The following is a 14,475-nucleotide window of genomic DNA, read 5'->3' on the forward strand; positions in this document are numbered from 1 at the left end:
CCATCGTCGCCATGGCCAGGCCGGCGCCGTTGACCATGCAGCCGATGTTGCCGTCGAGCGCGACGTAGGCGAGGTCCCACTCGGAGGCCTCGATCTCCTTGGCGTCTTCCTCGGTCTCGTCGCGCAGCGCCTTCATGTCGTCGTGGCGGAACAGGGCGTTGCCGTCGAAGCTGACCTTGGCATCCAGCACGCGCAGGTGGCCGTCCTTCATGACGATGAGGGGGTTCACCTCCAGCATCGCCATGTCCTTCTCGACGAAGGCTTTATACAGGATCGGGAACAGCGACTTGCCGTCCTCGGCCGCGTCGCCGGTCAGGCCGTAGGCGGCGTTGATCGTGGCCACGTCGGCCTCGGTCACGCCGGTCTCGGGGTCGATGACGATGGTCTGGATCTTTTCGGGCGTGTCGTGGGCGACGGCCTCGATGTCCATGCCGCCTTCGGTCGAGACGACATAGGCGATGCGGCCGTGGGCGCGGTCAACCAGCAGCGAACAGTACAGCTCGCGCTCGATGTCGGCGCCGTCCTCGATGTACAGGCGGTTGACCTGCTTGCCGGCGTCACCCGTCTGGGCGGTGACCAGGGTGTTGCCCAGCATCTCGCCGGCATGCTTGACCGCTTCCTCGACCGAGAAGGCCAGGCGGACGCCGCCCTTGGCGTCGGCCGGCAGTTCCTTGAACTTGCCCTTGCCGCGCCCGCCGGCGTGGATCTGGGATTTCACGACATACAGGGGACCGGGCAGGGATTTTGCCGCCGCCTCGACCTGATCGACCGAGGTGACCGCGACGCCTTCGGCGACCGGAGCGCCGAAGCTCTTGAGGACCTGCTTGGCCTGGTATTCGTGAATGTTCATGTGCGCCCGCGATCTCTTAGGGAAAAATGGCCCTTGGGGAAGATTTGGTCGCGCTTATAGGCGCGGCTCCTTCGCAGGTGCAACACTGCGTTATTCGCCGGAAGGTGAAATGGATCAGTCCACCCAGTCGCGTTTCAGGGTCCGGGCCGAGACGATCAGCAGGATCGCCGCCAGGGCATAGAACCACTGACCGACATACAGCGAGTACCGGAGGGCCTCCTCGGCGAAGCGCGGCGTCAGATAGTCGGACACCGCCCCCAGCAGATAGATGCCCAGCCCGATCCCGACCAGATTGTTGATCAGCAGGAAGCTGGCCGAGGCGGTGGAGCGCATATGGGCCGGCACCAGATGCTGGACCGCCGTCACCACCGGACCCAGCCAGGCGAGCGACAGAGCCTGGGGCACCAGGAACAGCAGGAAGGCGAGCCATTTGTTGTCCACGTTCATCGCCAGGAAGAACAGCGGCACGGCGATCAGGAAGCCGACGGCAGGGACCAGCGGATAGGCGGCCTTGCGCACGCCGCCGCCCAGCTTGTCGGCCAGCCAGCCACCCAGCCAGATGCCTGCCGTGCCGCCGATGAAGGCGATGCCGGCGATATAGAGGGCGCGCTCGACCCCCTCCATCCCCATCGACCGCTGGAAGAAGCTGGGCAGCCAGAAGGCCGCGCCATAGCCGTAGACCGACGAACAGGCGGCCCCGAAGGCCAGGAACCAGAAGCTGGGCTTCCTGAGCAGCACCGCCCAGACCTCGCCGAAGGTCGCGGCCTTGGTCGCGACGTGGGCGACCTCGACCTCACCCGGCGCCGTTTCCGCCCTGTCGAAACCACCCCGGACCGGGTCCTTGACCGTGAATTTGAGCAAGGGCGCGAGCAGCAGTCCTGCCAGGCCGACGACCACGAAGGCGATCCGCCAGTCGATCAGGGCCGCCAGCAGCCCGCCGAACAGATAACCCAGCGCCGTCCCGATCGGCACGCCGAATGAATAGACGGCCAGGGCCCGCGCCCGCTGGGCCTTGGGGAAATAGTCCGACACCAGCGAATAGGACGGAGCGACGCCGCCCGCCTCGCCTACGCCCACGCCCATGCGCGCGCCGAACAGACTCCAGAACCCGAAGGCCAGGCCGCACAGGGCCGTGAACCCGCTCCATATCGCCAGCGAGGCCGCGATGATCGAGGTGCGGCTGTGGCGATCGGCGAACCACGCGATCGGCAGGGCCAGGGTCGAATAGACGAGGGCAAAGGCCGGCCCGCCCAGCAGCCCCATCTGGCTGTCGGAGAAGCCCAGCTCGACCTTGATGTAGGGGGCCAGGATGGCGAGGATCTGCCGGTCGATGAAGTTGAAGGTGTAGACCACCATCAACAGGCCCAGCACATAGGCGCGGTAGCCGGGATTGGCTGCGGGACCGATCCCGCGATCGACCGATGTCGTGCTCATCTGGGGTTTCCTGGACGTGTTCTTGTCGTTGGGAGCGAGCCTATCGGGCTGGCCCGGTCATGCAAGGAAAAGCGGCCGAACGAAAAAGGGCGGCGGTCCTCACCGCCGCCCCGATCCGCAGGCTGTCGTCTGTTTCTAGAACTTGTACTGCAGCGACGCCGAGAAGGTGCGCGGCGGGCCGTAGTAGCCGATCAGCGAGTTGTCGAAGGTGGCGCCCGCGAAGTTGTAGGCGCCGACGCGGTATTCCTCATCCGTCAGGTTCTTGCCGTACAGGCCCACGGTCCACCGGTCCGAAGGATCGGTCCAGATCACCGTCAGGTCGACCAGGCTGAAGGCCTGTTGATCCAGGATCGGGTTGGGGAACTCGAACTGGCTGTAGTCGTCGCGGTAGCTGACCGAGGGGGTGACGGCCAGGCCGCCGCCGAACACCTGGCCGGTCCAGGTCAGGCCGAAATAGCCGGTCAATTCGGGCGCATTCTGGAGCACGACCTGATTGGCGATGTTCTCGAACACGCGCGTGGTCAGGTTGAAGCGGTTGAACTCGTCGAACTCGGCCTTCAGGTAACCGATGGCGAAGTTGGCCGTCAGGTTGTCGCTCAGATAGGCCGCGCCCTCGAACTCCGCGCCGTAGATGGTCGAGGAGCCGACGTTGTCGACGAAGGAGGCGATTCCGGTGGCGACGCCCGCCGCGTTCAGGATCGGCACCTGGGTGGTGACCTGCTGGTCCGAATATTCATTGTAGAAGACCGCCGACGAGAACGACAGGCGACGGTCGAACAGCGAACCCTTCAGACCGGCTTCGTAGGAGTCGACGGTTTCAGGGTTGTAGCCATTGACCGTCTGGGGCGTCGAGATAGCGTCGCCGCGCATGTCGAAACCGCCCGACTTGAAGCCGCTCGACCACGAGACATAGCCGGTGATTGCGTCAGAGAAGTCATACGACACCGCCACGCGGGGCGAGAAGTCGTCGAAGCTCTTGGAGTTGGTGTAGTCCGTGCGCGGGGCGCCCAGGGTGGCGCGCGGCGTGCCGCCCAGCAGCGGACTGCGGGCCGCCGTCAGGTAGTTGGCGCGGAACACGTCACCGGTCTTGCTGTCGCTGGTATAGCGGGCGCCAATACCCAGGTGCAGCCGCTCGGTTAGGTCGAAGTTGACGTCGGTGAACAGGGCGACGCTCTCGGTGTCGACATAGCCCGCCGTGCCGATGACGATGCCCAGGGCCCCGGCGATGGTGTCGAACGCCCCCGAGGCGGTGCCGTTCAGGTAGTACAGGCCGGCGACGCCCTGAATCCGGTCGGTCTCGAACAGGAACTGGAACTCCTGCGTGAACTGGTGGTCGCCGTAGATGGCGGGGATGTCCAGCGTGGCACCCGGCGTGTTGTCGAAGTCGATGACGGTGTTGGTGTCGCCGCTGCGATAGGCGGTGATCGACTTGAAGGTCCAGATGTCCGACAGGTTGATCTCGGCCGTCAGGGAGACGCCCTCGGTCGTCACCTCATTGGTGTCGCCGATACCGGCGCGGGTGTCATAGACGCTGCCCGGGATGCCCGAACCGGCGGTGACGCCGGCGACTTCGCGGTGGCCGTGGCGGGGGTTGGAGTTGTCCTCGACCCGGTCGTAGGCCAGGCGGAAGAAGGCGTTGTCGTAGGGCTGGTACTCGACGCTGATCCGGCCGCCCAGGACGTCCTTGTTGTAGTGCTCCGCCCCGGTGTTCAGGTTCTTGCCGAAACCGTCGCGGTTGTAGCTGGCGATCGCTCCGCCGACGCGCAGTTGATCGGTGATCGGGACCGAACCGGCGATCATGCCGTCGACCTGGCTGTAGGAACCGACGGTCCCGCGCAGGGTCAGCGACGGATCGAGCGACAGGCGCGAGGTCACATATTTGATCGCGCCGCCGACCGTGTTGCGGCCGTACAGCGAACCTTGAGGGCCGCGCAGCACCTCGATACGGGCCACGTCATAGATGTCGAGCACTGCGCCCTGGGGGCGGGCCACATAGACGTCGTCGACATAGAGGCCGACGCCGGGCTCGAAGCCCCAGAGCGGATCCTGCTGGCCCACGCCGCGAATGAAGGAGATCAGGGTCGAGTTGGAACCGCGCGCGACCTGGACCGTGGCGTTCGGGGTCTGTTGTTGCAGGGCGGTGATGTCGGCGGCGCCCGTCTGTTCCAGACGCTCTTCGCTCAGGGCCGAGACGGCGACCGGCACGTCCTTCAGCTGTTCGTCGCGGCGGCGCGCGGTGACGACGACGTCGTCCAGCGAGGCGGCGTCATTCTGGGGCACGGCGTCCTGGGCATAGGCGCCCGACGAAATGGCAGCCATAGCCGCGCCGGCCAGCAGCGCGCTCTTCATGAATCGTTTCATGTGGGTCTTTCCGTTCCTGTTGTTTCCAGCCACGACGCTTTTATTCAGCGTTCGATGATTTTCCTGAAACTGACCCCGTTTTCGCCCGGTGTCAAACGGCTCCGCTTGCCTGCGCCGCCATCTGTCCGTGTCTGTGGCGCCGTTGCACAGGGGGCGGCTGCGAGACTAGCGTGGCCGGATGACCAAGTCGGACGCCACTCACCAGAACCCCGCGCCCGCCCCGGCCCGGCGCGGCCGTCCGCCCAAGGCCGCGCCGGGCGCGACGCCGGACACCCGCGAGATGATCCTCGATGCGTCCGAGGACCTGTTCTCGAAGCACGGCTTCTATGGCGTTACCATCCGCGAGGTGGCGCGCGAGGCGGGCGTCGATACCGCCCTGGTCCACTATTATTTCGGGGCCAAGCGGGGCCTGTTCGACGCGGTCTTCCTCAGGCGGGCAGCCGTCTGGAACGCCGAGCGGGTCGACGCCATCAACCGCTATGCAGCTGAGATGGGCGAGGCGATGACACTGGAGGGGCTGCTCGATGCCTTCCTGCGGCCGCCGTTCGAGTATTCGCTCAAGGGCGGGCCGGGCTGGAAACACTATGCGGCCCTGGTCGCCCAGACCAACGCCAACCCCGCCTTCGGGGGCGAGACCATGGCCCGCTATTTCGACCCGGCCATCCACCGGCTGATCGAGCTGATCGCCCGGGTCATGCCCTGGGCCCGGGAGGTGGACCTGTACTGGGGATATCACAACCTGTCGGGCGCCCTGACCCTGACCCTGGGCGAGACCGGGCGGCTGGACCGGCTGTCGGGCGGGTTGGCGCGGTCGGGAGATCTCGAGAGCGCCTGCGCCTATATGGTCCGGTTCGCAGCGGCGGGGTTCCGGGCGGTCTGCGCGCGGCCGGAAACGCCTTGAAACCGGCCTTCCGGTAGAGGAATATTTTCCTTCTTATGCCTTGCGCCCGGTCTGCGGCATCCCCAGTTCGTACAGCAAGGTCTTTGAATCGTTCAGATGTCCGGGCGCGGACCGGTGACGCGCGCCCACAGGCCGGGACGATCCATGTCCGCTCTGGACGATCGCCCCGTTGGCGGTTTGGCGGTTTGGCGGTGTGTTTTCAGCACCGCCACCGCCAGATGCCTTTGATCGGACCTAATGCCCGCCTGACGGATAGGGCGAGGTCACGGCGCCGGAGAACATGCCCGGGATGGCTTCTCCCAGACCCGCCAGGATGAACTGGATCGCCAGGGCGCAGAGGATCAGGCCCAGAACCCGCACCACGATCGCCATCCCGACCTCGCCGATCAGACGGCTGATGGGCCCGGTCAGGGTGAAGACCACGAAGGTGGCCAGGCTGGCCGCGCCGATGGCGACCACCCCCGCGACCGTCCCGGCCGGCCCGACCTTGGTCGCCTCCCCCGCCTGGATGATGATGGTCGAGATCGCGCCGGGCCCGATCAGCAGGGGCATGGCGAAGGGCACGATCAGCCGCTTGAACCGCCGCCGCGCATAGCCCCGCACATCCTTGGCATCGGCCTGGGCGTCGGCATCGGCGAACATGGTCAGGAAATCCTCGCGGGTCATGTCGAGGCCCAGCAACAGCAGCAGTATGCCGCCCGCGATCCGGAAGGCCGCCAGCGAGATGCCGAAGAACTGAAGCAGCCCCAGGCCGGTGAAGAAGAAGAAGGCCAGGAAGGCGGCGATGAACAGGCAGATCAGGGCCGAGACCGACAGCCGCTGGCGCATCGTCGCCCCGGCCGTGGCGGCGGCGAAGATGGGGATGTTGCCGATCGGGTCCAGCAGGGCGAACAGGGCCACGAACAGGTTGACCCCCAGATCGAGCGCGTCCATGCCGTGTCCTCAGCCCCAGTCCCACGCCGGCCCTAGCGCGACGTCTCAGAGCGCCACGCTTAGCCGCTCCGCGCGAGTCCGTCGATGACCCCCACCGCCGAAGTGCGCCCCAACCGGCCGCCCGACCCCCGCCTGATCTGCGCGCTGGACCTGCCGACGGTCGCCGAGGCCCGGGCTCTGGTCGCGGCGACGTCCGACGCCGTGGGCTTCTACAAGATCGGGCTGCAGCTGTTCGCTTCGGACGGGATGGGGCTGGCGCGGGAGCTGAAGGCGAGCGGACACCGCATCTTCCTAGACTGGAAGCTGCACGACATCGGGGCGACGGTGGAGAAGGCGGCGGCGGTGCTGGCCGAGGCGGGCTGCGACCTGCTGACCGTCCATGCCCGGCCGCAGGTCATGGCGGCGGCGGCGCGGGGGGTGGCCGGATCGGGGCTTAAAGTGCTGGGAGTCACGGTCCTGACCAGCCTGGACGCCGACGACCTGATCGCCGACGACCACAGTCTGTCCCCGGCCCTGCTGGTCGAGCACCGGGTAAGACAGGCGCTGGAGGCCGGGATCGACGGGGTGGTTTCCAGCCCGCACGAGGCCGCCCGGGTGCGCGAGATCGCCCTCGCCGCCGGTCGCGACGACTTCCTGATCGTCACCCCGGGCGTTCGTCCCGCCGGTGCTGCCCTGGACGATCAGGCCCGGGCAGCGACGCCGGAACAGGCCCTGAGGGACGGGGCCACCCATCTGGTCATCGGCCGCCCGATCAGCGCGGCCACCGACCCGAGGGCCGCGGCCCTGGCCATCGCGGGACTGATGGCGCTGGTCTAGGCCCCTCCCCGTCTAGACCTGACGCGCGTCGCGCTTGGCCAGCACCCGCAGGCGCAGCGCGTTCAGCTTGATGAAGCCGGCCGCGTCGTTGTGGTCATAAGCCTGGACGCCCTCCTCGAAGGTCACCAGGTCCTGGTCGTAGAGGCTGTAGGGGCTCTCGCGGCCGATGATGCCGACATTGCCCTTGTAGAGCTTGATCGTGACGGTGCCGGACACTTTTTGCTGTGAGTAATCAATGGCTTGCTGAAGCATCAGCCGCTCGGGGGCGAACCAGAAGCCGTTGTAGATCAGCTCTGCATATTTGGGCATCAGCTGGTCCTTCAGGTGCATCGACCCGCCGTCCAGGGTGATGGACTCGATGCCCCGGTGCGCGGCCAGCAGGATGGTCCCGCCGGGGGTCTCATAGACGCCGCGCGACTTCATCCCGACGTATCGGTTCTCGACCAGGTCGAGGCGTCCGACGCCGTTGGCATGGCCCAGTTCGTTCAGCTTGGTCAGGATCGTGGCCGGCGACATGGCCACGCCGTCGATGGCGACCGGGTCCCCCTTCTCGAAGGTCATCGTGAAGACGTGCGGCTTGTCCGGCGCGTCCTCGGGGCTGATCGTGCGCTGGTGGACGAACTCGGGGGCCTCGACGGCGGGGTCTTCCAGCACCTTGCCCTCGCTGGACGAGTGCAGAAGGTTGGCGTCGACGCTGAACGGCGCCTCGCCGCGCTTGTCCTTGGCGATGGGGATCTGGTTCTTCTCGGCGAAGTCCAGCAGGGCCTCGCGGCTGCGGTATTCCCACTCGCGCCAGGGGGCGATGACGCGGATGTCGGGCTCCAGCGCATAGTAGCCGATCTCGAACCGGACCTGGTCGTTGCCCTTGCCGGTCGCGCCGTGACAGACGGCGTCGGCGCCGACCATGCGGGCGATCTCGATCTGGCGTTTGGCGATCAGCGGCCGGGCGATCGAGGTGCCCAGCAGATACTGGCCCTCATAAACGGTGTTGGCGCGGAACATCGGGAAGACGAAGTCGCGCACGAACTCTTCCCTCAGGTCGTCGATGAAGATGTTCTCGGGCTTGATCCCCATCTTCAGCGCCTTCTCGCGTGCCGGCCCCAGCTCCTCGCCCTGGCCCAGGTCGGCGGTGAAGGTCACCACCTCGGCGTTATATTCCGTCTGCAGCCACTTCAGGATGATCGAGGTGTCGAGCCCGCCCGAATAGGCAAGGACGACCTTCTTGACGGGGGCGGACGAGGCTTTGGACATGGCGAGGACCCTGGATCGCGGGGAGGCGGTTGCGCGCGCTTAAACGGCGTGAAGGCGGCGGATGCAAGACCTGTGGGTCAAAGGGGTGGATGGGAAAAACAGGGTCTGAAAGGTCTGAGTGGTTTGAAACGCGATGTCGTTGGGATGGATCGGGTTTGGCGATGGATGAAAAACAAAGGGTCTGAATGATCTGAAGGGTCTGAATTCCGGATCGGCGGTCGGCCCCGCCGGACTGTCCGGTGATGTGCGTGCGGTGCCCACCTCGATTTAATTTGCGCGAGTATCCTACCACGGCCGGAAAGCACGTCAGGTCGAAGCCTTCGAGCGACGTATCGCGTTCAGGCGGGACGGGGCTTTGGGCGCGAAATGCGGTGTTTGGGTGGGCGAGAAAAAATTCGCGACGTCAGTGCGCGTGTTGCCGATCGCCTTCGAAAGTCAGCCGACGGCCTGCAGGCGACGGGGGGCTCGCGAGAGCTTCCCGCAGTCCTTGAAGCAGGGAGGCGGGAACCAGCGGCTTCGCGACGGCCCCCGAAAATGGACCCACCGCGCCGGCCGCCCCGGCCTGGGTTGCGACATCGGCACTGAACGCGAGGATCGGTGTCGCTGCGTTCGGACCGGTGCCCGAGGCGATGGCGCGGGCCGCGGTCGCTCCATCCATGCCCGGCATGCGCATATCCATCAGGATGAGATCAACGGGGTGTTCTCGCGCCAGGCCAATACCGGCCTCACCGCAATCCGCCTCGAGTATATCCATCCCGGCCGCTGTGCCGATCAGACGGACGAGTTCACGGTTGAACGCATTGTCGTCGACGACGAGGAGGCGAAGCCCGGCAAGTGGCTCAGGTCCATCCCGGCGATGACCATCGGACATCAGCAATGCCGCACCAGCCTCGACCAGCGGGACCTCGAAGAAGAACACGCTACCCTCGCCGAGGACGCTTTGCACGCCGATGTCGCCGCCCATGGCCTCGACCAGCCCCTTGCAGATGGCCAGGCCAAGTCCCGTGCCGCCGTGCAGGCGTGTCGTTGAGGCGTCGACCTGCGAAAAGCGCTTGAACAGTCGCTCCTGGCGTTCGACGGGGATACCGCTGCCGGTGTCACGCACCTCGAAGCGAAGACGTTTCGTTATTACCACCCGCTCCACGGAGACGGTGACGGAACCCGTACCGGTGAACTTCACGGCATTGCTGACGAGGTTGAGCAGAATCTGGCGCAGACGGGTGTCGTCCAGCATCACCGGTGTGTCCGGTGCCCGCGCCGAGTCACAGATCAGGCTCAGTCCCTTCTCGGCCGCCTGGGGGGCCAGAAGGCCGACGGCGTCGTCGAGGAACCGCGCGACATGGACGGGTCGGGGTTCAATCTCGACCTGGCCGGCCTCAAGCTTGGAGAAGTCCAGGATATCATTCACGGCCGTCAACAGGGCGTCGGCGGCGTGGCGGATACGGGACGCAAAACGGTGGCTGACTTCGTCGCCGGCCAGACGCGGTTCCAGCAGATTGGAGAACCCGATGATGCTCGTCAGCGGCGTCCGCAGTTCATGGCTTACATTGGCGAGGAACTCCGCCTTCACGGACACCGCGGCTTCGGCTTCGTCCCGAGCCACGGTCAGAAGGGTGTTCGCTGCCTGAAGCTCGTCCTCGACACGTTTGAGGGCCGTGACGTCGCTCACGAGCACATAGAATCCCTGGGCTCGTCCATCGGCATCCAGGTCCGGGATATAGTTCGTCCAGGTATGACCGACTTCTCCTGACGGCTTTATGAGGGTTCGCTGGAAGGACTGGGTCTGGCCATTGAGCGCCCCGCCGATGTGGGCTCTGTTAATCTCGAACAGGGTTGGGCCGAGAAGTTCGGGCAGGGTGATGTCTCGCATGGCCTCGGGCGAGCGACCAAACCATTCGACATAGGCGGCATTGGCAAACCGGCAACGCAGTTCGCGGTCCCAGTAGCCCACCATGCCCGGCAGATTGTCGGTCACGGTGCGGACGAACCTTTCCGCCGTCACATGCTCGGTGACGTCCTGGAATGTCCCGACGAGGGCGACGACAGCGCCGGAGGCATCGCGGCGGCACGCGCCTCTGGCGACGACGTGTCGTTGCGATCCATCGGGACGATAGATGCGCGCCTCCAGGCCGTAATCCTCACCGTGGGTGACGGCGCGCTCGACCAGTTCGCCCAGACGCTTCGCATCATCAGGGTGATATCGTTCAAGCACCCCCTGAAGCGGTGGCGGCTCGGCACCGGGGGCGTAGCCGTGAATCCGATAGACCGCGTCGGACCATACCGTCCGGTCGGACGCGACGTCCCATGACCAGGTGCCGACGCCGGACATTTCCTCGGCAAGTTTGAGCAGTTCGGCCTGTTGTGCGGCGATGACGGCGATGCGCTGGCGTTCGCGGCCGTCGAGCCGCAGCAACAGGGCCTGCATGACACTCCTGGCGATGGCCTGCAGACGTGACGCGTCGGAGGCGGAGAAATCGCGCGCCACCGTATCGATGATGCAGAGCGTCCCCAGACGATGTCCCTCAGGGGTCACCAGGGGAGCGCCTGCGTAGAAGCGGATGTCAGGCGCCCCCGTGACCAGGGGATTATCCCTGAACCGCGCATCACTGGCCGCGTCCCGGACCACGAAGACGTCATCCGAGACGATGGCGTGCTGGCAGAACGAAATCTCGCGGGCGGTGTGATCCACATCGAGGCCGATGCAGGCCTTGAACCACTGTCGCTCCTGATCGACGAGGGAGATCAGCGCGATGGGCGTGTCGAACGTCTGTGCCGCCAGAGCCGTCAGGCTGTCGAAAAGAGGTTCTGCCGGGGTGTCCAGCACCTCGAACCGGTCCAGCTCCGCCAGCCGGCCGCTTTCTGTCGCGTTATTCATCAGCAGACCTTCCCCACCTGCGAGAAGATAAGGATTCCGTGGTTAAGATCCGGTTTGCCTGAAGCTCGGACATCAGCCGCGCCTCATCAAGGCCGGCAGCGTCGGCCGTTCGAGCGTTGGTCGCCCTATTCCACCGTCACCGACTTGGCCAGGTTCCGGGGCTGGTCCACGTCGGCACCCTTCACCACGGCGACGTGGTAGGCGAGGAGCTGGATCGGGGCGGACATGACCAGGGCGGAGATCAGGGGGTCGCACGCCGGAGCCGTGACGACGACCTTGGCGCCGGCGGGGGCGTGTTGGGCGCCTTCGGGGTCGGTGATGAAGACGACCTGACCGCCCCGAGCCATGACCTCGCTCATGTTTGAGGCGGACTTCTCGAACCAGGTGTCGAAGGGGGCCAGGATGATGATGGGGGTAGCCTCGTCGACCAGGGCGATTGGCCCGTGTTTCAGCTCGCCGGCGGCATAGCCCTCGGCGTGGATATAGCTGATCTCCTTGAGCTTCAGCGCGCCTTCGAGCGCAAGCGCCGACATGGGGCCGCGACCGAGGTAGAGGACGTCGCGGGCCTTGGCGATCTCTGTGGCGATGTCCTTGATGGCGGCTTCCAGGCCGATGGCCTCGGCGATCAGGCGGGGGGCGCCCAGCAGGACCTTGACCAGGCGCTGTTCCTCGGCCGCGTCGATCTTGCCCCGCGCGCGGGCGGCGGCGATGGCCAGGGCGATCATCACGCTGACCTGGGCGGTGAAGGCCTTGGTCGAAGCGACGCCGATCTCGGGCCCGCAATGGATCGGCCAGACGTGGTCGACCTCGCGCGCCATGGTCGATTCAGGAGCGTTGACGACGACGGCGGACTTCATGCCGGCGGCCTTGCAGTGGCGCAGGGCGGCCAGGGTGTCGGCGGTCTCGCCTGACTGGCTCATGGCGATGGCGAGCGCATTGGGGCGCAGCGACGGGTTGCGATAGCGGAACTCGGACGCGATCTCGACATCCACGGGCAGGTCGGCAAGGGCCTCGATCAGGTAGCGGCCGATCATACCGGCGATCCAGGAGGTGCCGCAGGCGACGATCTGGATCCGCTCAAAATTTTTCCAGTCGATGTCTCCGGGGATGGAGGCGGTGCCGTTCAGGACGTCCACATAGGCGGCGATGGTGCGCTGGCACCCTTCCGGCTGGTCGTGGATCTCCTTTTCCATGAAGTGGCGATAGTTGCCCTTTTCCATAAGGGCGGCCGAGGCGGGGACGGTCTTGACCGGGCGGGCGACCTCTCCGGTGGCGTCGAAGACGCGGGCACCGTCGTGGCTGAGCAGGACGTAGTCGCCGTCCTCCAGATAGGTGATCTTGTTGGTGAAGGGGCCCAGCGCCAGGCCGTCGGAACCGATGAACATCTCGCCGTCGCCGTGGCCGACCGCCAGCGGCGGGCCGTTCCGCGCGGCCAGGATGACCTCGTCCTCGCCGCCGATCAGGACGCACAGGGCAAAGGCGCCGGAGAGCCGGTCCAGGGTGGCCTTGAAGGCAGCCAGCGGGGCGAGGCCGGTGTTGAGGTTCTGGTCCAGCAGGTGGGCGACCACCTCGGTGTCGGTGTCGGAGGAGAAGACGCGGCCGGCGGCGATCAGCTCGGCCTTCAGCTCGGCGAAATTCTCGATGATGCCGTTGTGGACCACGGCGACGCGCCCGGCGATATGCGGGTGGGCGTTGGCCTCGGTCGGGGCGCCGTGGGTGGCCCAGCGGGTGTGGCCGATGCCGGTGGTGGCCTCCAGCGGCTCGGCGGCCAGGACCTTTTCAAGCTCCTTCAGCTTGCCGGGCGCGCGGCGACGTTCCAGCACGCCGTCGACCTTGGCGGCGATGCCGGCCGAGTCGTAGCCCCGGTATTCCAGCCGCTTGAGGCTTTCGACCAGGCGGTCGGCGACGGAGGTCTTACCGACGATGCCGATGATGCCGCACATAAGTTCTGCTCCAGATGGGTCGCCGCGACGCCTGCGGACTTCGATCCGGACTCGCCTCTATGGGATATTAAGGGGCAAGACAGCTAATATGGAGTTTCGGAAGGTTTCCGTGTCAGGACGGCCGCCGAAACGATCAGGAGACCCGCTTTGGGCGACAGGAAATATTTCGGCACCGACGGCATCCGCGGCCGGGCCAACACCTATCCGATGACGGCCGAGGTGGCGCTGAGGGTCGGGCTTGCGGCCGGCAAGCTGTTCATGTCGGGCGACGACCGGCGCCATCTGGTGGTGATCGGCAAGGATACGCGGCTGTCGGGCTATACGATCGAGCCGGCGCTGGTGGCGGGGTTCGCGTCGGTGGGCATGGACGTGCTGACCTTCGGGCCCCTGCCGACCCCGGGGGTGGCGATGATGACGCGGTCGATGCGGGCGGACCTGGGGGTCATGATCTCCGCCTCGCACAACGACTATGCCGACAACGGGATCAAGCTGTTCGGGCCCGACGGCTACAAGCTGTCGGACGAGACCGAGCTGAAGATCGAGGGGATGATGGACGCGGGCCTGGAGGAAGGCCTGGCGGGGTCGAGCGCGCTGGGCCGGGTCAAGCGGATCGACGACGCCCAGGCGCGATATATCGAGATCGCCAAGGCGGCCTTCCCGCGTCACCTGAGCCTGCAAGGCTTACGCATCGCGATCGATTGCGCCAACGGGGCCGGGTACAAGGTCGCGCCGACGACCCTGTATGAACTGGGGGCCGAGGTCTGTTCGGTGGGGGTGACCCCGAACGGCACCAACATCAATGCCGAATGCGGCTCGACACATCCCCAGACCCTGTCGGCGGCGGTCAAGCAGTACCGGGCCGACATCGGTATCGCCCTGGATGGGGACGCCGACCGGCTGATCATCTGCGACGAGAACGGCAAGGTGGTGGACGGGGACCAGATCATGGCCCTGATCGGGCTGGACTGGGCGCGGCGCGGCCTGCTTGAAGGCGGCGGCGTGGTGGCGACGGTGATGTCCAACCTGGGGCTGGAGAGGGCGCTCAAGGCCGAAGGGCTGACGCTGGAGCGGACCAAGGTCGGCGACCGCTATGTGATGGAGCGGATGCGCG

General features: G+C 66.2%; 10 protein-coding genes. 3 read left to right on the forward strand and 7 right to left on the reverse strand.

The window, feature by feature from the left end; all coding sequences use genetic code 11:
• The 3 genes from JHC99_RS12365 to JHC99_RS12375 form a co-directional block, all read right to left on the reverse strand.
• The coding region (locus JHC99_RS12365) for an ATP-grasp domain-containing protein (protein WP_292154646.1) at positions 1–850 on the reverse strand (850 nt) is incomplete at its 3' end.
• A 114-nt stretch (positions 851–964) separates the two neighbouring features.
• Entirely contained in the window at positions 965–2,284 is a 1,320-nt protein-coding gene (locus JHC99_RS12370) for an MFS transporter (protein WP_292154648.1), read from the reverse strand.
• Between the two features lie 135 nt (positions 2,285–2,419).
• Entirely contained in the window at positions 2,420–4,645 is a 2,226-nt protein-coding gene (locus JHC99_RS12375) for a TonB-dependent receptor (protein ID WP_292154650.1), read from the reverse strand.
• A gap of 178 nt (positions 4,646–4,823) precedes the next feature.
• Between JHC99_RS12375 and JHC99_RS12380 the strand changes: the two genes are divergently transcribed.
• The gene (locus JHC99_RS12380) at positions 4,824–5,546 is read left to right on the forward strand and encodes a TetR/AcrR family transcriptional regulator (RefSeq protein ID WP_292154652.1); all 723 of its coding nucleotides are present in this window, start codon (positions 4,824–4,826) and stop codon (positions 5,544–5,546) included.
• Between the two features lie 234 nt (positions 5,547–5,780).
• On the opposite strand, the gene JHC99_RS12385 is transcribed toward JHC99_RS12380, so the two are convergent.
• Positions 5,781–6,479 (reverse strand): MarC family protein, encoded by a 699-nt coding sequence (locus JHC99_RS12385; RefSeq protein ID WP_292154654.1) that lies wholly within the window; start codon positions 6,477–6,479, stop codon positions 5,781–5,783.
• 84 nt (positions 6,480–6,563) lie between these two features.
• Between JHC99_RS12385 and pyrF the strand changes: the two genes are divergently transcribed.
• Positions 6,564–7,295: an orotidine-5'-phosphate decarboxylase gene (gene pyrF / locus JHC99_RS12390; RefSeq protein WP_292154656.1), complete on the forward strand. Its 732-nt coding sequence runs from the start codon at positions 6,564–6,566 to the stop codon at positions 7,293–7,295.
• A 12-nt stretch (positions 7,296–7,307) separates the two neighbouring features.
• On the opposite strand, the gene JHC99_RS12395 is transcribed toward pyrF, so the two are convergent.
• From JHC99_RS12395 to glmS, 3 genes are all read right to left on the reverse strand, one after another.
• Complete coding sequence (locus JHC99_RS12395; RefSeq protein WP_292154657.1) at positions 7,308–8,546, reverse strand: argininosuccinate synthase; 1,239 nt, start codon at positions 8,544–8,546, stop codon at positions 7,308–7,310.
• 403 nt (positions 8,547–8,949) lie between these two features.
• Complete coding sequence (locus tag JHC99_RS12400) at positions 8,950–11,421, reverse strand: ATP-binding protein (protein ID WP_292154659.1); 2,472 nt, start codon at positions 11,419–11,421, stop codon at positions 8,950–8,952.
• A 125-nt stretch (positions 11,422–11,546) separates the two neighbouring features.
• Positions 11,547–13,364, reverse strand: a complete 1,818-nt coding sequence (glmS, locus tag JHC99_RS12405) for a glutamine--fructose-6-phosphate transaminase (isomerizing) (RefSeq protein WP_292154661.1) — start codon at positions 13,362–13,364, stop codon at positions 11,547–11,549.
• A gap of 147 nt (positions 13,365–13,511) precedes the next feature.
• On the opposite strand from glmS, the gene glmM reads away from it, so the two are divergent.
• Positions 13,512–14,475 (forward strand): phosphoglucosamine mutase (gene glmM / locus JHC99_RS12410; RefSeq protein ID WP_292154662.1); only part of this gene is annotated, 964 nt, incomplete at its 3' end.

The organism is Brevundimonas sp. (assembly GCF_016463485.1).
Taxonomy (GTDB): Bacteria; Pseudomonadota; Alphaproteobacteria; order Caulobacterales; family Caulobacteraceae; genus Brevundimonas.